We start from the raw sequence: 19968 nt of genomic DNA, 5'->3' as shown, positions 1-19968 counted from the left end.
GGCAGCGCCTGCTGACTACACCAACTAGAATGGCAGTTGGGGTAAAAAAAAGTAACTGCCATCAACCATACTGATACTGCCGTTTGAGATTTTGATTTATATTAACTTTTGCTCATGTGGTGTGACATAAAGCCAGAGTTGTGTGACATGTCACGTAAGTTATGAACCACTAGCGCCGCGAGGAGACCGCGCCGTAACCCACGCTCTCTTCTGGTGCGGACTCCGCTGCGTCGTGCGCCGCGCTCAAATCACGGTCGCGCACTTCCGGCATCAGGATCGCCGAGACCAGCCCAATCGCGGAATAAGCCACCAGCATGGCGACGATTGGCCACCAGGAGCCGGTCATATTGCAGAAGATCCCCGCCAGCACCGGACCAAAGCCCACCGCCACCAGACCGCCCGCCTCTTTCGAGATAGCCATACGGGTAAAGCGATTTCGCGAGCCAAACATCTCCGCCATGGTGATATTTTCCAGGGCAAACAGCCCCAGCACGGCGAAGTTATGGATAACGATGATAGAGAGCATGATTGTTCCCGGCGCATAGCTCTTATCGACGATGATAGAGAGCATCGGATACGCGAGAAGAATGGCGGAGATATTGAGGATAATGTACGGCAGACGGCGCCCTACTTTATCGGAAAGCCAGCCCAGCAGCGGAATGGAGATAAACCCGAGAATGGAGCTTACCATCAGCGCATCGGTCGGGATGGCTTTATCGAACAGCAGCGTCTGGACCAGATATCCGGCGAGGAACGTCTGGATCAGACCCGAGTTGCCCGCCTGGCCAAACCGCAGGCCGGTCGCCAGCCAGAAGGATTTACTTTTCACCATTGAACCGAGCGAAGTGTCCGGCTGCACGCTTTGTGCATCGTTCACTTTCTCAAACACCGGACTCTCTTTCAGGTTCATTCGCAGCCAGATGGCGAAAATCATCACCACGACGCTGGCGAGGAACGGCACACGCCAGCCCCAGGCAATCAGCTCTTCACGGTCGAGGGCAAAGAACATCACCGCCCAGATCGCCGTTGCGCTCAGCGTCCCGCAGTTTGTGCCCATAGCCACCAGCGAGGAGATGATGCCGCGTTTGCCTTTCGGCGCGTACTCCGCCAGCATGGTCCCGGCCCCGGAGATCTCCGCCCCGGCGCCCAGGCCCTGGATGATACGCAGCGTCACCAGCAGAACGGGAGCAAAAATCCCAATCTGCGCGTAGGTCGGCAGAACGCCAATCAGCGTGGTGCAGATCCCCATCATGGTGATGGTGATAAACAGTACCTTCTTACGACCAATGCTGTCGCCCATTCTGCCAAAGATAAAGGCGCCGACAATGCGTGCGATATAGCCTGCGCCGTAGGTCCCCATCGCGAGGATCAGCGCCATCGCGGCTGACTGTTCCGGGAAGAAGATCTCGTGAAAGACCAGGGCAGCACCCAGCGAGTAAAGCTGAAAGTCCATAAACTCCAGGGCGGTGCCCAGCCAGCCGGAAACGGCGGCTTTCACCAGGTCGGAGGTGGTTCTTTGAGGTTGTGCTTGCGTCATAATGGCTATCTCTGAAGGGTAAGATGCGTACCACATAGAGCCTGTCTGCGCAGGCTCTTAACCGCGTATAGGATTATTGACCGAACGTGAGCAAGACTTTGCAGCACTGCCGCTGGTCTTTCTCAAACAGTTCAATGGCGTCTGTTACATGGTGATAGTCAAAGGCATGAGTGATCAGTTTTTCCGGGTCGATCAGCCCTTTTTTCAGCCAGTCGATGACGACCGGGAATTTGTTGGCATTGAGGCGCGAGGAGAAGATCGCCAGCTCTTTGCCGGTGATGCCCTGCTGAACAATCTGGCTCGGCTCGCTGGAGAACCCCATCAGCACGATGCGCGCCGCCGGAGAGGCCAGGGTAATCGCCTCCTGCAAAATCGACGGATGACAGGCGGCATCAATGATTAACGTCGGTTTGATGCCCCTTTCGTCCAGCGCGGCCTGCAGCGATCGCTCGCCGTTATTCAACACCCAGTCCGCGCCGCTGCGCTGGGCCATTTTCAGGCGTTCGTCGATGCGATCAACCACGATAACCTGCTTCACCTTATAGACGCCCTTCAGCGCCTGCACGGTGACCAGCCCCATCGGGCCAGCGCCGTAAATCAGCGCGACGTCCTGCTCGGTAGGGTTGACCTGCCCCGTCACGTTGGCGGCGATGGTGAAGGGCTCAACCATGACGGCGTGCCTATCAGGAATGTCATCCGGAATAGGCCAGGCATTTTTTGCGGGCACTGCCGCATATTCGCTGAAGCCCCCGTCGCGGTGTACGCCCAGCACCACCAGCGAGGTGCAGACGTTCGGTTTTCCGACGGAACACGGATAGCAGTGTCCGCAGCTGATCACCGGATCGACCGAGACGCGCTGGCCCAGACGGGCACTGTCGACACCCTCGCCCACGGCGTCAATCACGCCAAAAAACTCGTGGCCGATCGTGCGTGGATACTTCGCAAACGGGTTATGGCCGCGATAGATGTGGCTGTCCGAACCGCAGATCCCCGCCAGCGTGATTTTGACGCGAACTTCACCCGGGCCTGGCTGCGGAAGTGGCCGCTCTTCAATCACCAGTTCGTTCGGCTGTTGAATCACTACGCTTTTCATCGTTCGCTCCTCGTTTACCAGTTCCACAGCGTGCCGTCTTCAAGACGGGCCACCGGCAGATAGGCCGGATCGTAGGGGTATTTCGCCGCCAGTTTTTCATCAAACTCGATGCCCAGCCCCGGCCTGTCGCCCGGATGCATGTATCCGTTATCAAAGCGCCAGCTGTGCGGGAAGACTTCCAGCATCTGTTCGGAATAGCCCATATATTCCTGGACGCCAAAGTTTGGCACCCACAGGTCGAAATGCAGCGCGGCGGCGTGGCATACAGGCGAGAGATCCGACGGGCCGTGCGAGCCGGTTCGCACCTGATAGAGCGAGGCGAAGTCCGCGATGCGACGCATCCCGGTGATCCCGCCCGCGTGGGTAATGGTGGTGCGAATATAGTCGATGAGCTGCTCTTCGATGAGCTGCTTACAGTCCCAGATGCTGTTAAACACTTCCCCCACCGCAATCGGCGTGACGGTGTGCTGGCGGATCAGGCGGAAGCAGGCCTGGTTTTCCGCAGGCGTTGGATCTTCCATCCAGAACATGCGGAATTCTTCAATGCTCTTGCCGAAGCGCGCCGCTTCGATTGGCGTCAGGCGGTGGTGCATGTCGTGCAGGAGATGTTCATTGAAGCCGAATTGACTGCGCACCGCGTCGAACAGCTTCGGTGTGAAATCGAGGTATTTTTCGGTCGACCAGAGCTGCTCTTCCGGCCAGTCGCCTTTGGTCGCAGGCTCGTAGGCAAGCCCCTTCCCTTTGGCCATGCCGTAGGTGGTTTTCATACCCGGCACGCCGCACTGCACACGGATTGCCTTGAAGCCCATCTCTTTATGGCGGGCGTAATCTTCCAGCACGTCGTCAATGGTGTGACCGGTCGTGTGGCAGTAAACCATCACGCCTTCACGGGATGCGCCGCCCAGCAGCTGGTAGAGCGGCATGTTGGCCGCTTTGGCCTTAATGTCCCACAGCGCCATGTCCACGGCGGAGATGGCCGACATGGTGACCGGCCCGCGACGCCAGTAGGCGCCTTTATAGAAAAACTGCCAGACGTCTTCGATGCGGTGCGCATCGCGGCCAATCAGCTGCGGGCAGAGGTGGTCTTTCAGGTAGGAAGCAACGGAGAGTTCACGCCCGTTCAGCGTAGCGTCACCGAGGCCGACAATCCCCTCGTCGGTGGTGATTTTAAGGGTGACAAAGTTCCGCCCCGGGCAGGTAACAAACACGTCAGCCGCGACAATCTTCATAATTCCTTTCCTTACATCATTTGTTGTGATGCTGGAAACTTACCCACCAACCAGACTACCATACAAGTATAATGACCATAAAATCGGCTAACGATCACAAAACCGGGGGATCAGGCCCGTCCCCATCCCGCCACAATAATCAGCATTCCGCACAGGGCAATCAGCGCGCCGGCCCAGTCGTACGCGCTGAGCTTGACGCCGTCCACCACGCGTAGCCACAGCAGCGCGGTACAGATATAGACGCCGCCGTAAGCGGCGTAGACGCGGCCGCTCGCGGCCGGATGCAGCGTTAACAGCCAGACAAACAGGGCCAGCGCGACGCTTGCCGGGATGAGCAGCAATACGGATCCCCCCTTCTTCAGCCAGAGCCAGGGCAGGAAGCAGCCGATGATTTCGCATAGCGCGGTGGCAAAAAAAAGCAGCGTCGTTTTGAGCATATTTCACGTCAGGTGAGGATTTATTTAGACATCATACCTGATGATATCCTTTACTTTTCCATACTTGCTCCGCGGGTATGCCGTCTTTTCGCTTTGGTGTAGAATCTGTTCGGGATAACTTGATTATCTGCACCCGTTTAAAAGGAAACGCTATGACCACATTAAGCAAACGCCTTTGTCTGACAGCCCTGCTGGCGCTGTCATCGTTCGCCTTTGCCGCCTCTGCGACAGCGGAAACCAGCAAGCTCATTATTGAGTCTGGTGACAGCGCGCAAAGCCGCCAGAACGCCGCCATGGACAAAGAACAATGGAATGACACCCGCAGCCTTCGCCACAAGGTCAACAAACGTGCTGAGAAAGAGTGGGATAAAGAAGATGTCGCTTTTGACGCACGCGATAAGTGCCAGCAAAGTGCAAACGTCAACGCCTACTGGGAGCCTAACACCCTGCGCTGCCTGGATCGCCGCACTGGCCGCACGGTAGCCCCGTAATGTCGGCGCCCTGCGACGTTAAGCTTCGTCCGCTGGAGCGTGAAGACCTGCGCTTCGTCCACCAGCTCGACAATAACGCCAGCGTAATGCGCTACTGGTTCGAAGAGCCGTACGAGGCCTTTGTTGAGCTGTCCGATCTCTACGATAAGCACATTCACGATCAGAGTGAACGTCGTTTTGTGGTGGAGTGTGAAGGCGAAAAAGCCGGACTTGTGGAGCTGGTTGAAATCAACCATGTTCACCGTCGGGCGGAGTTTCAGATCATTATATCCCCTGAGCATCAGGGAAAAGGCCTTGCCTCACGGGCAGCGAAGCTGGCGATGGATTACGGATTCAACGTTCTGAATCTCTACAAGCTTTACCTGATTGTGGATAAAGAGAACGAGAAAGCGATCCATATCTACCGCAAGCTGGGCTTTATGGTGGAAGGCGAGCTGATTCACGAGTTCTTCATCAACGGCGAATACCGCAATACCATTCGCATGTGCATCTTCCAGCATCAGCATCTTGCCGGACACAAGCCGTCAGGCGCCAGCCTGCTGAAACCGACCGCGCAGTAACCTGCGCGGTTTTATTCTCAGTAGTATTCAATCGTGTTTTTGATGGTGTATTTGTGCTCAACGGCAGGTTTGACGCTATCGTCCGTGATCGTCAGGTCACAGCTCACCGGATTATTGTGTCGATCGTAATCGCAGCTCTGCTTCACGCTGCCCAGCGGCTTATCATTCAACATGCTCACCGCCGAGTAATCCATTCTTTTGCGAACGTCTTTAGACGGCGTCGACTGGACGGACAGGTGCTGATCCCCGGAGACGGTGGTTTTGCCCAGCGGGTAGCCGTCCGCATCGTAGCGATACTTCACTTCCATCTCTTTGCCGTGCGCCGCTACCACAAAACCGTTGTCGTCGGTATCCCACGTTATCCCGGCTGACGGCAGTTCGGCCAGCTGGCATTTCCCCTGCAGCTTCACTTTGCGCTGCTGGGTTTCTGCATCAAGGTAGTAATTGGCATCCAGCACCAGCGCCACGCCGGTATTGGCCTCCAGGTCGTGCAGCTCCAGGGTATCGAAACACCCTTCCGTAGACACGGTGCCGGTGACCCGTTTGGACACTTCGCCCTTCTCGTTGAGCAGCGTCTGGGTGAAGTCTTTCACCGGGCCGCGCAGCGGATCAAAATCAAATTCGTTCGAGAAACTCGCCATTTCGGGCGTAAACGACAGCGGCGCGGAGCTGTTGTCGCACCCCACCAGTGTTGCTGCCAGTAGCGTTATCGCTGCGTATTTCTTCACATTTATTACCGTACAGGGAGATTATTCCCAATCATATTAGCAAATACAGTTGTTTACACGAAGCCTGCTAAAATTAATCTCTACACAGAGAAAAGGAGCTACAGATGAAACGGTTACCCTGGATTACCGCCCTGCTGTTAATGAGTGCCTCAACGGCCGCGCTGGCGGCACCGGATTCCTGCGAGCGCGTGAAAAGCGACATTCAGCAGAAAATTATCAACAACGGTGTGCCTGAATCAGGTTTTACGCTGAGCATTGTGCCGAACGATCAGGCTGACCAGGCGGGCACGCAGGTGGTAGGCCACTGCGCCAACGACACCTTTAAAATTTTGTACACCCGCTCAGGCAACGGGGCTGCTGAAGCGCAGTAATTTACCCTCAATCCCCTTTGATTTGATGAGGATTAAGATCTAATACCCCCAAATCAGTAACACTCACCCCATCATTAGCCCGGTTATCATTTCGGGAAAAATAATATGTAATTATAATGATGGGGTGAGCCATGTCCGATACTGAACATCACGGCGGGATTAGCCGTCGAACTCTCGTGAAATCCACGGCAATAGGTTCTCTGGCGCTGGCCGCCGGCGGGATCTCGCTTCCTTTTGGTTTAAAAAGCGCCGCCGCGGCGGTGAAGAACGCCGTCCAGCCTGTTGAAGATAAAGTGGTGTGGGGCGCCTGCTCGGTCAACTGCGGCAGCCGCTGCGCGCTGCGTCTGCACGTCCGCGACGACGAAGTGTACTGGGTCGAAACGGATAACACTGGCGAGGATATTTACGGTAACCATCAGGTGCGCGCCTGCCTGCGCGGACGTTCTATTCGCCGTCGGATCAATCACCCTGACCGTCTCAACTACCCGATGAAACGCGTGGGCAAACGCGGTGAAGGCAAGTTCGAGCGCATCACATGGGATGAAGCGCTGGACGCCATCACCGCCAGCCTTAAAAACGTGGTCAGCAAATACGGCAACGAAGCGGTGTATATTAACTACTCCTCCGGGATTGTCGGCGGCAATATCACCCGCTCCTCCCCTTACGCTTCGCTGGTGGCGCGCCTGATGAACTGCTACGGCGGTTTCCTGAGCCACTACGGCACCTACAGCACGGCGCAAATCGCCTGCGCCATGCCCTACACCTACGGCAGCAACGACGGCAACAGCACCTCGGATATTGAAAACACCAGGCTGGTGGTGATGTTCGGCAATAACCCGGCGGAAACCCGCATGAGCGGCGGCGGGATTACCTATTATCTGGAGCAGGCCCGCGAGCGCTCTAACGCGCGAATGATCGTTATCGACCCGCGCTATACCGATACGGCAGCCGGACGCGAAGATGAATGGATCCCGATCCGTCCGGGTACCGATGCCGCGCTGGTGGCGGGCATCGCGTGGGTATTGATCGACGAAAACCTGGTCGACCAGACTTTTCTCGATAAATACTGCGTTGGCTACGACGAAAAAACGCTGCCGGAAGGCGCGCCCGCTAACGGCCACTACAAAGCGTACATTCTCGGCCAGGGCGATGACCGCACGGCGAAAACGCCGGAGTGGGCCTCACGCATCACCGGCATTCCCGCGGATCGCATCATCAAGCTGGCCCGGGAAATCGGCTCCGCGAAACCGGCCTATATCTGCCAGGGCTGGGGACCACAGCGCCAGGCGAACGGCGAGCTGACGTCTCGCGCCATCGCCATGCTGCCGATCCTTACCGGAAACGTGGGCATCAAAGGCGGTAACAGCGGCGCGCGAGAGTCGACCTACACCATCACCATTGAACGTATGCCGATACCGGATAATCCGATCAAAACGCAAATATCCTGCTTCAGCTGGACGGACGCCATCGCCCGCGGACCGGAGATGACCGCCCTTCGCGACGGCGTGCGTGGGAAAGATAAGCTGGACGTGCCGATTAAGTTCATCTGGAACTACGCGGGCAATACCATCATCAACCAGCACTCCGATATCAATAAAACCCACGATATTCTGCAGGATGAAAGCAAGTGCGAAATGATTGTCGTCATCGACAATTTCATGACCTCGTCAGCGAAGTATGCCGATATCGTGCTGCCGGACCTGATGACCGTCGAGCAGGAAGACATCATTCCTAACGATTATGCGGGCAACATGGGCTACCTGATTTTCCTCCAGCCCGTGACCGCGCCGAAGTTCGAGCGTAAGCCGATCTACTGGATCATGAGCGAAGTGGCGAAACGCCTCGGGCCGGATATCCATCAGAAATTCACCGAAGGACGCACGCAGGAACAGTGGCTGCAGTTCCTGTACGCCAAAATGCTCGCAAAAGATCCTCAGCTTCCGTCCTATGACGAGCTGAAAAAAATGGGCATTTATAAGCGTAAAGATCCGAACGGACACTTCGTGGCCTATAAAAAATTCCGCGAGAACCCGGAAGCCAATCCACTGAAAACGCCATCGGGCAAGATTGAAATTTACTCCAGCAAGCTGGCGGAGATTGCGGCCACCTGGGAGCTGGCAAAAGATGAGACCATCAGCCCTCTGCCCGTCTACGCGTCGACCTTTGACGGCTGGGACGCCCCCGAGCGCGCGCAGTTCCCGCTGCAGCTGTTTGGCTTCCACTTCAAAGCCCGTACCCACTCGAGCTACGGTAACGTCGACGTGCTGAAAGCGGCCTGTCGCCAGGAGGTGTGGCTTAATCCTGTCGATGCTGAAAAACGCGGCATCAAGAACGGCGATACGGTGCGTGTCTTTAATAGCCGCGGCGAGGTGCGAATTGAAGCGAAAGTGACTCCGCGCATCATGCCCGGCGTCAGCGCCATGGGCCAGGGAGCGTGGCACGATGCCAATATGAGTGGCGATCGTATCGACCACGGCTCCTGCATCAACACGCTGACGACCCATCGTCCTTCTCCGCTGGCAAAAGGCAACCCGCAGCACACCAATCTGGTGCAGATTGAGAAAGTGTAGAGGGTGAAACGCGAGACCCTGGTTTATTCTGTGGTCAGTATTATCGGTTAACACAGTCGCGCGGGCGTCATCCGCGCGAGCAAGGAAGGTTTAATGAAAGACGTCTCACATCGTGAATCGTTCGCGTTCAGCGCCCGGGTGCTGGGCGCGCTGTTTTATTTCGCTCCCGACAGCGAGCAGGCCGCGCCGCTGGTGAAAGCGCTCACCGCTGGCGAATGGGTTCAGGACTGGCCCCTGCCTGCGGAAACGCTGCAGCCCGTTGCCGATACGTTTGCCTCATCTTCCGATGAGCCGCTGGCGGACGCCTGGCAACGGCTGTTTATTGGTCCGTATGCCCTGCCCGCTCCGCCGTGGGGTTCCGTCTGGCTGGACCGTGAATCCGTATTGTTTGGCGACTCAACCCTCGCACTGCGCCAGTGGATGCGTGAGAACAATATCGCGTTTGAGATGCAGCAGAACGAGCCGGAAGATCATTTTGGTACTTTGCTGCTGCTGGCGGCGTGGCTGGCCGAAAATGGCCGCGAAGCGGAGTGCGATCAGCTTCTGGCGTGGCACCTGCTGCCGTGGAGCACCCGCTTCCTGTCGGTGTTTGTCGAAAACGCCGGGCATCCGTTTTATACCGCGCTGGGCAGGCTAGCGCAGCTGACGCTCGCGGACTGGCGAGCCGGGCTGCTTATTCCTGTTACGGAAAAGACGCTGTATCGCTAAGGGTGTGGCTTGCTCGCGGTTGTCGGGCAAGCCTTTAGCTTATACCTCTCCACCTGATTCACTCGCACTCTCCTTGCTTTGAATGAACCGAAGTGCCAGATAGAGGTCTGGCGCCAGAATCATGTCATCGTCATTCATTGTTGGCCGGCTATCTTTAAACCAGCGCGTTAATTCCGTTTTTCTGCCCGCAAGGATTAACGTAATCTGTCGACCTTTCAGATCGCGCTTTAACTCATTTATGGTTGCCAGAACGCTGATGTCTGAATAGGTGAAGCAAGCAACGGCATCAATGACCACCCATTTAGGCTGTACTGCTGCACCATCAACCAGGTTCAATACACGACGTTTAAAATAAGCCACGTTAAAATAGGTCAACGGTGAGTTAAATCGATACATCAGCACGCCCGGGACCATTTTAATATCGGTTGTATTACCTAATGAGTGAATCATGCCATCGTCGTCAGTTCCCAGTAAGTGCTCAGAGGGGCGAAACACCGTACGCAGGAACTGTAACAGGCCAAGCAACACCGCAAGGCCGATCCCCTGGATAACGCCGATAATTAACACACAGCCAAACGTGAAAAAGGCCAGGCGAAATGCCTGTTTATTTCTTCGCCTCAGATTCCACAACCCGCGCAGATCAATTAATGACCAGGATGCGTACATCAAAACAATACCTAATGCAGATACCGGAATAAATTGTAATGGCTGAGTGAAAAACACCACTACGATACCGATGAGCAAGGCTGCGACGATGGAAACAAACTGACTTTTCCCACCCACTGAATCATTAACCGCGGTCCGGGAATCGGCTCCACTGATAGCAAACCCCTGAGATAACCCTGACATAATGTTCGCAATACCCAGCGCCCGGAACTCTGCATCCGCATTGATTTCATAGCCATTTTTCGCGGCGAAACTTCGGGCGGTCAGCATCAGGCTGACAAAACTGACCAACGCCAGGTTCAGCGCCGGGATCACTAAATCACGCATCGGACCGGGCTGGAACGCGCCCCAGTTAACGACGGGTAAACCAGGCTGGAAGCCTTCCCCCCCAATAGTGGCAATACCATACTGTTGTGCAGATGTCGCCCATACCAGTAACGTTGTCATCACAATGGCAATCAACGGTGCTGGCCAGTGGCTGCGATACGTTTTGATCGCCATTAAAATAATTAACGTTAAAAGCGATATCCCAACGGTTAATAAATGGCTTTCTAAAAGACGGCCTGGCAAGGCCATTATTTTCTCAATAACCTGCGCTTCGTCGAGTTTTATCCCCAACACCTTGCCTAATTGCCCGACAATAATCGTCACGGCAACGCCATTAAGCAAACCCGTAAGGATGGGATGTGAAAGCAGATCGGCAAGTGCGCCCAGGCGGAATTTACTGGCAAGCAGACACCACCCGCCCATCATCAACGTCATGATAATGGTCAGCTGCCAGTGCAGTTCGGGATTACCTGCAGAAAGAGGAAACACGACGGCCGCAATCACCGCGCAGGTCGTGGCATCAGGGCCCACAATAAGCTGACGTGAAGAACCAAAGAGTGCATATGCTATCATCGGTAAAACGCAGGAATAGAGCCCCACTATTGCCCCAACACCCGCTAACTCAGCATAAGCAATAGCCACGGGTAGCGCGACAGCCGCAACGGATAACCCGGCTTTAACATCATTTTTTAGCCAGCTTTTATCGTAGGCTAACAAAGTTTGTAAACCTGGCATGTAGTTTAACAATTGTTTTCCGAACACGTTGTTCTCCGGATAGGAATATTAGCCACGTCATGCTGGCACACTTCTCAGTGAGGTTCTGGCTTTCAAATGCTCCGGATTAAGGCCGCCACTATTCAGAATCTAATAATAGTTCAACTATTTATTATTCTGACTGGTGTTAAACATAGTTCAAAAACGACCGCTTGTGACTATTCTTCGTCTGGGAACGTATCGGCATCAGGAGAATAATGCTGACAAACGCATGCCAGCTTATGCCCGTCAGGATCGCGCAGATAGGCAACATAAAAATCGGGGCCGTACGCGGTTCGTGTCCCTGGCATGCCTTCACTCTTTCCTCCCGCAAGAAGGCCTGCTGCATGGAAACGTCTGACAATCTCCGCGTTAGCTGCACGGAATGCGAACATGGTCCCGTTTCCCGCCGTTGCGGGTTGTCGGTCAAAGGGAGGACAAATACAGAAGCTAAACCCCTCATCTGGATTATTTTCATCTCCCCACATTGCCCAGTCCTTGGTCCAGGCAGGCAAGCGTGAATAGCCAAGCACTTTAAAAATCGCGTCATAAAACGCCGTGGCGCGCTGAAAATCATTTGTACCTATAGTGATATAAGTCAGCATCTTGTCACATCCTCTTTGCCTTATTCTGAACAGCGATTATACCTCAGAGGCTATGATTTTAGCGGCGGCAAAAAGGCTGATTTTCACTCTTGTAAGCTCGTGGGGTAAGAGTTCGCAGAACATGTTCTATCGTAATTTCAGCCCCCAACCCGTGACGTGAATATCTCTAGTTTTGGTATGTATGCTAAAATTTATCCAGCTGAAGACCGAAAACAGTCCTTATAATTTCAGTACGTTAGCCCAAGTGAGCGAATATGGATAATATTCCACATAAGCAGACAGTTCGGAAAAGATGGCCCACATGGCTGTGGTGCGGAGGTTTTTATCTTTTTACGTTGCATTGCTCTGCAGATGAAATAAATCTGTATTCAATAAATACCGGCTCATACGTTTATCATCTGACGCATAATCGAGGACAATACACGGAGAACTTTGAAAATAAGTTCATATCCGTGGAGAGGAAATTCTCGGATACGTCGAAATACAGTCTTGTGCTAGGGACAATGAAAAACAGCTTTAATGACAGATGCCTGGCAGCCGGCGTAAGAAGAGACTGGGCTGGATGGGATAACGGTTGGGTTTTTAAAGGAATCTATGGATATGTAGGTGAATTTTTCTTTGATACTTTCGATGATTGTGGTGACCATGGTTCATACCATGATTTTAAAAAAGCAACGGGTATAGGATTTTCGCCCTATATATATCATGGGTTCCAGTATAATTTTACGTCTTATTTTGGAATGGATGTGGGTATTATCATACCTTCCGTGTTTGTCATTACGGCACAATGGAGCTTTAAATAAATCCGTCAACCACGTGTGCAGTGCTGTAACTGTCTGCAAAGGGAACCGCCCCGCCATCTCAACCGGAGCGGCTTTAATTACCGCAAGTGCGTGCTCAAAACGTTAAGCCACCGCAGCCAACATCAAAAACTGTACGTCACCTTCAAACTCCCCGTGGGCGATGTTTTGCGTTGCACAATGGGACTATCACCCGCATCCCCCGTCAGCTGCGTAACGCCCGCTGAGGCAAGGACGCTCCAGCGCGAGGTGAGTCTGTGGGTCCAGTCCAGATTCATCGAGTAGCTATAAATCCCGGCCCCGGCGTCATGTCGGGCAAAGCCCGATGCGCTCGACTGGGCGGCGCTGACCCCGTAGTAGGTCTGCATATACTTGCCTGATCCCCAGCTGCCGGTCAGCGCCAGCGTCACCTCATTTTTTGGTGAGGTGTAGAACGGGCTGGAAATACCGAAATGAACCGCTTCACCGTTGTCTCTTTCTGAAACCGGTACCTCTGCCTGCATCTGCAGGTGAAGCCAGTCGGTCACCCTGTACTCCAGCCCGGGCACAACGATTGCCGAGCCTTTTATTTCGCCCATTCCTCGCAGCTCGTCGCTGCCGGAACTGATCGAATCGCTGCTCACGTCTTTATCTTTACGCCCAACTCGATAGCTCAGCGCGGCGCTGTAATCAAGATTGCCAAAGTTGTTGCCGTAACCGATCCCTCGCGTGGTGCCGATAAAGAAGCCGTTTGCCATGGCGTAATCCACCACCTGAGCCGCACTCACGCGGGTTTTATCGGAACCCGAGTAGCGCGGCGCGACGTCCACGCCGCCCCCCAGCGTTAAGACGTTACCCTGACTCTGTTCTGCCGCCAGTGCAGGCGTGGCCAGTAACGCCAGAACGAAGCCCGGCACGAGGTTTTTCAGGCTGCGGCCCGGAAGTAAATGAGGGAACGTATGACGAAGTTCGATGTTTCTCATTAAAGAAGCCCTTTTGGATTCAAATGACGACGATGCATGCGGTTAACCGCCAGAACGCCCATTTTGAATACCGACCCTAAGGTTCTTATGAGCCGAACATGAAGAAACACTGAAGCGCGAGCAGGCGCTGTAAACCGGGCAGGTTTCCTGATACCGTTTTTTTCTTAAGATGTTCTTCATTCACGGTTGATACAGTTGCCAGTGTGAAAATTTTACTAATCGAAGACGACCTGGATCTCGGCAACGGCGTACGTATCGCCCTCTCGGATCAAGGATTTGACGTCATATGGGTACGCCGCAAAGAGGATGCGCTGCATCAGCTGGACGTCTGCGTGCCGGAACTTATTTTGCTCGACCTGGGGCTTCCCGACGGCGATGGCATGAGCCTGATGGCGCGTTTGCGTCAGCAGCTCAAGGGGATCCCGGTCATCATCCTGACGGCGCGAGGCACGCTGCAGGACCGGCTTTGCGGGCTGGATGCCGGTGCAGACGACTATCTCGTCAAGCCTTTTATTCTCGCCGAGCTGCTGGCGCGAGTGAGAGCCCTGGCGCGGCGCAGCTACGGTTTCGAGAATGAAGCGATAGAAATTCGAGGCTTATCGCTTCATGTTCCGACGCGCCGCGTGACGGTGAGCGCGCGCCACGTAGACCTGACGGCGAGTGAATATGCGCTGCTGGAAACGCTGATGCTGCGCGCCGACCGCGTGATTACGCGACGGTTTCTGGAAGAACGGATATTCGGCAACAAAGAGAACCTCAGCAATGCGCTCGACGTGCATATGGGAAATTTGCGGCGAAAAATCGGCGACGGCTATGTGCGAACGGTGCGGGGCGTCGGGTATGTCATTGATACCGTTTCAGTCCAGAAGGTAACAGGGTAATGCAAAACGTCTGGTACCACCTGAGACGCCCAACGCTGGTACGGCGAATTATTATCGCCCAGTTGCTGCTGCTTACCCTGCTGTGGTGTCTATTTTTAACCTTTATTCTGTGGGAGGACCTGCGCAGTCCTCCCATCCTTACGGGCAGTAATACCTACGAAACCCTTTTTACCCTGGTCGAGCGGATGGACGAACACCCGCAGGATCGTACCGCGGTGTTGGAAGCCTTTAGCAAGGCGCTGCGTGAGGGCTATGGCGGCGGCGAAGATCCCGCGCTGTCAATCAACTTCATCGTGCGCAAAAATAACACGATTATTTTTTCATCGCCTGATGCACCAACGGGGGTAACCAACACCCGGTTTGGGGAAATGCAGCGTGTTCAGAGCGATGGTCGTACCTGGACCAGCCGAACCCTTAAATCCGCTCATTCCGACGTGGAGGTTACCCTTTTCACCCCGGCCGGCGGCTGGAACTTCTTTATCTACCTGAACTCGCGCGGCTACTACATCATGCCGCTGCTGGTCTGCTTCCCTTTTCTTCTTTTTCCCGCGTGGCTGTCAATCCGCATTGCGATGCGCCCCTGGAACAAGGTGGTCAATGAAATTACGCTACGCACGCCTGACGATCTCTCCCCTTTAAAAGCCGTTCCCGGACACAGGGAGCTTCGCCAGATGGTGGATGCGATCAATGACTTCCTTGCCAGGGTGCGTGAAAGCGCGGAAAGGGAACGGGTTTTCATTGCGGATGCCGCGCACGAGCTGCGTACGCCCCTCGCGGCGATGCGCATCAACGTGGAAGCGCTGCAGTCCTGGGTCATCAGCGAGAGCCAGCAGGAGCTGCTTGCGGGGGTGATTCGCAGCAACAGCCGGGCAGCGCGTCTCGTCAACCAGCTGCTTCTGATGATGCACAGCGAAGCGCGCATTGATACGGAAATGGAGACCGTGCCGCTGACGACGCTCATCCAGGAGCGAATGGCCGAGCTGGAACCGCTGGCGTCTGCGCGCAGAATTGAGCTGGAATTCTTCGCCGAGGATGACATCTGGATCCCCGGCGTCAGGGAACGCCTGGTGTCGCTTATTGATAACCTCATTGAGAACGCCGTGAAGTACAGTCCCGAGGGCGGGCGGATTCAGGTCGACGTCTGCACATCAGATGGCTTCGCGCGGCTTCGCGTTTCAGATGCAGGGCCCGGTATTCCGGTTGAACTGCGCGAGCGCGTGTTCGACCGGTTTTTCCGCGACCCCAATCAGGTCCAAAGCGGGAGCGGGCTGGGGCTTGCCATCGTCAAAGCGGTGGCGCAGCAACACAACAGCAGCGTAAACCTGAGTACTTCCGCTGAAGGTGGCCTGATGGTGACGGTTGACTTCCCGAACCGCACGTTTTGCTAAATCAGAACAGGGGGTTCGATCGCAAATGCCGCAGATTGCTTCAAAATAATTACCGTATTTGTTATATTGTTGTTTATTGCTTATTCACCTCTGCGGTGCCAAAAAGAACAAGATTCACCGCAACCCAGGACAGAGAAATGTTAGATTACCGCTTCCCGACAGCTTTGCAGATGGTTCTCAGCGTAGCGATGGCGGAGCAATTGGGTGAACGTTCCACGAGTGCGATTCTGGCCTACGGCCTGGAAGCGAACCCGAGCTTCATCCGCAAATTGATGGTTCCGCTGACGCGTGACGGCATTATCGTCTCAACGCTTGGCCGTAACGGCTCAATTCATCTTGGTCGCCCGCCGGAAGAGATCACCCTGCGCGACATCTACCTTTCGGTTATCGAAGATAAAAAGCTGTGGGCGTCGCGCCCTGACGTGCCGGCCCGCTGCGTGGTCAGCGCTAACGCCTGCTGGTACTTCAAATCGATATCCGAAGAAGCCGAGGAGGCTTCGTTAGCGGTACTGGCCCGCCATACCGTGGCAAGCGCCCTGGAAGCGGTCAAAAACGCCGACAGCAGCGGATGGGATCCGCTCCCCGACCTTATTGCCCAGTATCAAAAAACGTCGTAACGTTTTATCTGATGCGAAAAAAAACCGCCTTCACAGTGAAGGCGGTTTTTTTATTATTTGCAGCGTTCCTACGCGGGCAGAACGTCCCTTTCCTCTTTTTTCCCGCGCGTCACGAACTTACGCAGCGTCACGTAAAACACCGGCGTCAGGAACAGACCAAACAGCGTCACGCCCAGCATCCCGGAGAAGACCGTGATCCCGGTGACGCCGCGCACTTCTGCGCCCGCGCCGTGGCCGAGGATCAGCGGAATGGTCCCGGCAATAAAGGCGATGGAGGTCATCACAATCGGACGTAAACGCAGGCGGCACGCCTCCAGCGCGGCTTCCATAATGCCTTTGCCCTGAATTTCCAGCTCGCGGGCAAACTCCACGATAAGAATCGCGTTTTTACACGCTAGCCCCATCAGAACCACCAGCCCCACCTGCACGAAGACGTTGTTATCGCCACCGGTCAGCCAGACGCCAAACAGCGCGGAGAGCATGGTCATCGGCACGATGAGGATCACCGCCAGCGGCAGCGTCCAGCTTTCATACAGCGCCGCCAGGACCAGGAACGCCAGCAGCACCGCGACCGGGAAGACGATCAGCGCCGTGTTGCCCTGCGTCGCCTGCTGGAAGCTCAGGTCCGTCCATTCAATGTTCATCCCGTTTGGCAGGATCTGCTTAGACATGGCGTCCAGCTGCGTCATCGCCTGCGCAGACGAAAGCACGCGCGGGTCGGCATCGCCAATTAGATCCGCCGCCGGGTAGCCGTTGTAGCGGATCACCGGATCCGGCCCGTAGGTGGTCGTGATTTTCACCATACTGCCAATCGGCACCATTTCGCCCTGGCTATTACGGGTGCGTAAATTGGCTATGTCTTCCACGCTGTCGCGGAACTGCCCGTCGGCCTGCGCCATCACGCGCCAGGTACGACCGAACTGGTTGAAGTCGTTCACGTACGACGAGCCCAGATAGGTTTGCAGCGTACCGAAAAGATCGGTCAGCAATACGCCCTGCGCTTTCGCCTTGTCACGGTCGACCTGCACGTCCAGCTGCGGAACGTTAGCCTGGTAGGTTGAGATCGGGAAGTGCATTCCCGGCGTCTGCATAATCGCGCCGGACATGGTGTTCACCGCGTTTTGCAGCGCGCCATACCCCAGACCGCCGCGATCCTGAATGTACAGGGAATAGCCCGACCCCTGACCCAGCCCTAAAATCGGCGGCGGCAGAATGGAGAAGCCAAAGCCTTCCTGAATTTGCGCGATTTTCGCGTTGATCTCCGCGTTAATTTCCGCCGCAGTATGTTTGCGCTGGTCGAACGGCTTCAGGCCAAAGAAGACCGTCCCGGTATTCGGCGTATTGGTGAACTGCAGCGCGTTCAGCCCCGGGAACGCGACCGCGTAGTCCACACCTTCGGTATTCATCCCGATTTCGCTCATTTTGCGGATAACCGCGTCGGTGCGCGCCAGCGACGAACCTTCCGGCATCTTCACGCCGCCAATCAGGTACAGCTTATCCTGCGTTGGGATAAACCCGCCGGGAACCGCTTTAAACATGACGCCAGCGGCACAGAGCAGCAGCAGATACACCACAAATACCGAGCCGCGTCGTCCCAGCGTTTTACCCACCAGCCCCTGATAGCCGTTCGAGCTACGGTGGAAAAAGCGGTTAAACGGACGGAAAATCCAGCCGAACAGACGATCGATAAGCCGGGTCGGGAAATCTTTCGGCGCACCGTGCGGTTTTAACAGCAGTGCCGCCAGCGCCGGAGAGAGCGTCAGCGAGTTAATGGCGGAGATGACCGTGGAAATCGCGATCGTCACCGCAAACTGCTTGTAGAACTGACCGGTAACGCCCGAGAGAAACGCCATCGGCACAAATACCGCGCACAGCACCAGCGCAATCGCGATAATCGGCCCGGACACTTCGCGCATCGCCTGATGCGCCGCCGCAAGCGGAGCAAGCCCCTCTTCTATGTTTCGCTCGACGTTTTCCACCACCACGATGGCGTCGTCCACCACGATGCCGATGGCCAGCACCAGCCCGAACAAGCTCAGGGTATTCAGCGAGAAGCCGAGCAGGTAGAGAATGCTGAAGGTACCCACCACCGAAACCGGCACCGCGATCAGCGGAATGATCGACGCGCGCCAGGTTTGCAGGAACAGGATCACCACCAGCACTACCAGCACCACCGCTTCCAGCAGCGTTTGCACCACCGCACGGATGGAGTCGCGCACGAAAACGGTCGGATCGTAAGGCGCAGCCCACTTCATATCTGCCGGGAAGCGCGTGGACAGTTCGTCCATTTTCGCGCGCACCGCGTTAGACAAATCAATGGCGTTCGCCCCTGGCGACTGGAAGATACCAATCCCGACCGCGTCTTTATTGTTCAGCTGGGAACGCAGCGCATAGCTGCCGGACCCCATTTCGATACGCGCCACGTCGCGCAGGCGGACGACCGTACCGTCCTGCGTCGTTTTCAGGACAATATTGCCAAACTCTTCTTCGGTATGCAGACGGCCCTGGGCGTTAATGGAGATCAGGAAATCGCTCTCTTTCGGCAGCGGCTCGGCGCCAAGCTGTCCGGCGGATACCTGAACGTTCTGCTCCTGCATCGCCGTCACCACGTCCGACGCGGTCAGCCCGCGGGCCGCCACCTTGTTGGGATCCAGCCAGACGCGCATCGCGTACTCGCCCGAGCCGAAAATCTGGATCTGGCCGACGCCCGGCAGGCGCGCCAGCTCGTCCTTCACCTTCAGCGTGGCGTAGTTACGCATATAAAGGGAGTCGTACTTACCGTTGGGCGAAAACAGATGCACCACCAGCGTCAGCGTCGGGGACTGTTTCTGGGTGGTAATCCCCAAACGCCGCACGTCTTCCGGCAGACGCGCTTCGGCCTGCGCGACGCGGTTTTGCACCTGCACCTGCGCCTGATCCGGGTCGGTTCCCGGACGGAAGGTGACGGTGGTCACCAGCACGCCGTCAGAGCCCGCGACGGACTTCATGTACATCATGTTCTCAACGCCGTTGATCGCCTCTTCCAGCGGCGTCGCCACCGTCTCGGCAATCACTTTCGGGTTGGCGCCCGGGTACTCCGCGCGCACCTGCACGCTTGGCGGCACGACGTCAGGATATTCGCTCACCGGCAGCAGCGGGATGGCGATTAACCCTGTGATAAAAATCAGAATCGACAGCACCGCGGCAAAAATCGGCCTGTCGATGAAAAAGCGGGAAAAGTCCATGGATGGATTCTCAGGTCAAGG

General features: G+C 55.7%; 18 protein-coding genes. 9 read left to right on the top strand and 9 right to left on the bottom strand.

What is annotated here, in order from left to right:
• Window positions 1–169 precede the first annotated feature (169 nt).
• From ACMGGX_RS20205 to ACMGGX_RS20190, 4 genes are all read right to left on the bottom strand, one after another.
• Complete coding sequence (locus ACMGGX_RS20205; RefSeq protein WP_252046093.1) at window positions 170–1537, bottom strand: MFS transporter; 1368 nt, start codon at window positions 1535–1537, stop codon at window positions 170–172.
• A 73-nt stretch (window positions 1538–1610) separates the two neighbouring features.
• The gene (locus ACMGGX_RS20200) at window positions 1611–2630 is read right to left on the bottom strand and encodes a Zn-dependent oxidoreductase (RefSeq protein WP_348561050.1); all 1020 of its coding nucleotides are present in this window, start codon (window positions 2628–2630) and stop codon (window positions 1611–1613) included.
• Between the two features lie 14 nt (window positions 2631–2644).
• The gene (gene manD, locus ACMGGX_RS20195) at window positions 2645–3859 is read right to left on the bottom strand and encodes a D-mannonate dehydratase ManD (protein ID WP_223534161.1); all 1215 of its coding nucleotides are present in this window, start codon (window positions 3857–3859) and stop codon (window positions 2645–2647) included.
• A 110-nt stretch (window positions 3860–3969) separates the two neighbouring features.
• Entirely contained in the window at window positions 3970–4296 is a 327-nt protein-coding gene (locus ACMGGX_RS20190; protein WP_063418702.1) for a YnfA family protein, read from the bottom strand.
• A 152-nt stretch (window positions 4297–4448) separates the two neighbouring features.
• On the opposite strand from ACMGGX_RS20190, the gene ACMGGX_RS20185 reads away from it, so the two are divergent.
• A complete protein-coding gene (locus ACMGGX_RS20185; protein ID WP_023311550.1) occupies window positions 4449–4787 on the top strand; it encodes a DUF1283 family protein in 339 nt (112 codons plus the stop codon).
• Window positions 4787–5347 carry a spermidine N1-acetyltransferase gene (speG, locus tag ACMGGX_RS20180; RefSeq protein ID WP_023311549.1) on the top strand — a complete coding sequence of 187 codons (561 nt, stop codon included), beginning with the start codon at window positions 4787–4789 and terminating at the stop codon, window positions 5345–5347. Before ACMGGX_RS20185 ends, speG begins: the two co-directional genes overlap by 1 nt.
• 17 nt (window positions 5348–5364) lie before the next feature.
• Here speG and ACMGGX_RS20175 read toward each other — a convergent pair whose 3' ends face one another.
• A complete protein-coding gene (locus ACMGGX_RS20175; protein WP_256062757.1) occupies window positions 5365–6075 on the bottom strand; it encodes a YnfC family lipoprotein in 711 nt (236 codons plus the stop codon).
• Between the two features lie 104 nt (window positions 6076–6179).
• Between ACMGGX_RS20175 and ACMGGX_RS20170 the strand changes: the two genes are divergently transcribed.
• From ACMGGX_RS20170 to dmsD, 3 genes are all read left to right on the top strand, one after another.
• Window positions 6180–6446 (top strand): DUF1161 domain-containing protein, encoded by a 267-nt coding sequence (locus ACMGGX_RS20170; RefSeq protein WP_023311546.1) that lies wholly within the window; start codon window positions 6180–6182, stop codon window positions 6444–6446.
• 131 nt (window positions 6447–6577) lie between these two features.
• Complete coding sequence (gene ynfE / locus ACMGGX_RS20165; RefSeq protein ID WP_420298848.1) at window positions 6578–9016, top strand: selenate/tellurate reductase subunit YnfE; 2439 nt, start codon at window positions 6578–6580, stop codon at window positions 9014–9016.
• A gap of 93 nt (window positions 9017–9109) precedes the next feature.
• Window positions 9110–9724, top strand: coding sequence for a Tat proofreading chaperone DmsD (gene dmsD / locus ACMGGX_RS20160; RefSeq protein WP_420298847.1), 615 nt, complete (start codon window positions 9110–9112; stop codon window positions 9722–9724).
• Window positions 9725–9763: 39 nt separating this feature from the next.
• On the opposite strand, the gene ACMGGX_RS20155 is transcribed toward dmsD, so the two are convergent.
• Window positions 9764–11479, bottom strand: coding sequence for a SulP family inorganic anion transporter (locus tag ACMGGX_RS20155; protein WP_420298846.1), 1716 nt, complete (start codon window positions 11477–11479; stop codon window positions 9764–9766).
• A gap of 170 nt (window positions 11480–11649) precedes the next feature.
• Window positions 11650–12075, bottom strand: coding sequence for a VOC family protein (locus ACMGGX_RS20150; protein WP_420298845.1), 426 nt, complete (start codon window positions 12073–12075; stop codon window positions 11650–11652).
• 254 nt (window positions 12076–12329) lie between these two features.
• Here ACMGGX_RS20150 and ACMGGX_RS20145 point away from each other — a divergent pair, with 254 nt between their 5' ends.
• Entirely contained in the window at window positions 12330–12878 is a 549-nt protein-coding gene (locus ACMGGX_RS20145; protein ID WP_348561044.1) for a hypothetical protein, read from the top strand.
• A gap of 122 nt (window positions 12879–13000) precedes the next feature.
• Here ACMGGX_RS20145 and ACMGGX_RS20140 read toward each other — a convergent pair whose 3' ends face one another.
• Window positions 13001–13837 carry a MipA/OmpV family protein gene (locus ACMGGX_RS20140; RefSeq protein ID WP_252046077.1) on the bottom strand — a complete coding sequence of 279 codons (837 nt, stop codon included), beginning with the start codon at window positions 13835–13837 and terminating at the stop codon, window positions 13001–13003.
• A gap of 203 nt (window positions 13838–14040) precedes the next feature.
• Here ACMGGX_RS20140 and ACMGGX_RS20135 point away from each other — a divergent pair, with 203 nt between their 5' ends.
• The 3 genes from ACMGGX_RS20135 to ACMGGX_RS20125 all read left to right on the top strand — a co-directional run bounded on the left by ACMGGX_RS20135 (window position 14041) and on the right by ACMGGX_RS20125 (window position 16723).
• Entirely contained in the window at window positions 14041–14718 is a 678-nt protein-coding gene (locus tag ACMGGX_RS20135; protein WP_048980503.1) for a response regulator transcription factor, read from the top strand.
• On the top strand, window positions 14718–16106 hold the full coding sequence (locus tag ACMGGX_RS20130) for a sensor histidine kinase (RefSeq protein ID WP_420298844.1): 1389 nt from the start codon (window positions 14718–14720) through the stop codon (window positions 16104–16106). Before ACMGGX_RS20135 ends, ACMGGX_RS20130 begins: the two co-directional genes overlap by 1 nt.
• 137 nt (window positions 16107–16243) lie before the next feature.
• Window positions 16244–16723, top strand: coding sequence for an RrF2 family transcriptional regulator (locus ACMGGX_RS20125; RefSeq protein WP_029739386.1), 480 nt, complete (start codon window positions 16244–16246; stop codon window positions 16721–16723).
• Between the two features lie 68 nt (window positions 16724–16791).
• On the opposite strand, the gene oqxB is transcribed toward ACMGGX_RS20125, so the two are convergent.
• Complete coding sequence (gene oqxB / locus ACMGGX_RS20120) at window positions 16792–19947, bottom strand: multidrug efflux RND transporter permease subunit OqxB (protein ID WP_023311530.1); 3156 nt, start codon at window positions 19945–19947, stop codon at window positions 16792–16794.
• Window positions 19948–19968: the final 21 nt, after the last annotated feature.

Origin of the sequence: Enterobacter sp. BNK-29, from assembly GCF_048684785.1 — a bacterium.
GTDB lineage: Bacteria > Pseudomonadota > Gammaproteobacteria > Enterobacterales > Enterobacteriaceae > Enterobacter > Enterobacter cloacae_M.
This window is presented reverse-complemented; position numbering and strand designations above follow the sequence as displayed.

What these genes read in the sequence shown, in the direction of transcription:
- ACMGGX_RS20205 (WP_252046093.1), bottom strand. Translation starts at nt 1,537, where the DNA reads ATGACGCAAGCACAACCTCAAAGAACCACCTCCGACCTGGTGAAAGCC.
- ACMGGX_RS20200 (WP_348561050.1), bottom strand. Translation starts at nt 2,630, where the DNA reads ATGAAAAGCGTAGTGATTCAACAGCCGAACGAACTGGTGATTGAAGAG.
- manD (WP_223534161.1), bottom strand. Translation starts at nt 3,859, where the DNA reads ATGAAGATTGTCGCGGCTGACGTGTTTGTTACCTGCCCGGGGCGGAAC.
- ACMGGX_RS20190 (WP_063418702.1), bottom strand. Translation starts at nt 4,296, where the DNA reads ATGCTCAAAACGACGCTGCTTTTTTTTGCCACCGCGCTATGCGAAATC.
- ACMGGX_RS20185 (WP_023311550.1), top strand. Translation starts at nt 4,449, where the DNA reads ATGACCACATTAAGCAAACGCCTTTGTCTGACAGCCCTGCTGGCGCTG.
- speG (WP_023311549.1), top strand. Translation starts at nt 4,787, where the DNA reads ATGTCGGCGCCCTGCGACGTTAAGCTTCGTCCGCTGGAGCGTGAAGAC.
- ACMGGX_RS20170 (WP_023311546.1), top strand. Translation starts at nt 6,180, where the DNA reads ATGAAACGGTTACCCTGGATTACCGCCCTGCTGTTAATGAGTGCCTCA.
- ynfE (WP_420298848.1), top strand. Translation starts at nt 6,578, where the DNA reads ATGTCCGATACTGAACATCACGGCGGGATTAGCCGTCGAACTCTCGTG.
- dmsD (WP_420298847.1), top strand. Translation starts at nt 9,110, where the DNA reads ATGAAAGACGTCTCACATCGTGAATCGTTCGCGTTCAGCGCCCGGGTG.
- ACMGGX_RS20150 (WP_420298845.1), bottom strand. Translation starts at nt 12,075, where the DNA reads ATGCTGACTTATATCACTATAGGTACAAATGATTTTCAGCGCGCCACG.
- ACMGGX_RS20145 (WP_348561044.1), top strand. Translation starts at nt 12,330, where the DNA reads ATGGATAATATTCCACATAAGCAGACAGTTCGGAAAAGATGGCCCACA.
- ACMGGX_RS20140 (WP_252046077.1), bottom strand. Translation starts at nt 13,837, where the DNA reads ATGAGAAACATCGAACTTCGTCATACGTTCCCTCATTTACTTCCGGGC.
- ACMGGX_RS20130 (WP_420298844.1), top strand. Translation starts at nt 14,718, where the DNA reads ATGCAAAACGTCTGGTACCACCTGAGACGCCCAACGCTGGTACGGCGA.
- ACMGGX_RS20125 (WP_029739386.1), top strand. Translation starts at nt 16,244, where the DNA reads ATGTTAGATTACCGCTTCCCGACAGCTTTGCAGATGGTTCTCAGCGTA.
- oqxB (WP_023311530.1), bottom strand. Translation starts at nt 19,947, where the DNA reads ATGGACTTTTCCCGCTTTTTCATCGACAGGCCGATTTTTGCCGCGGTG.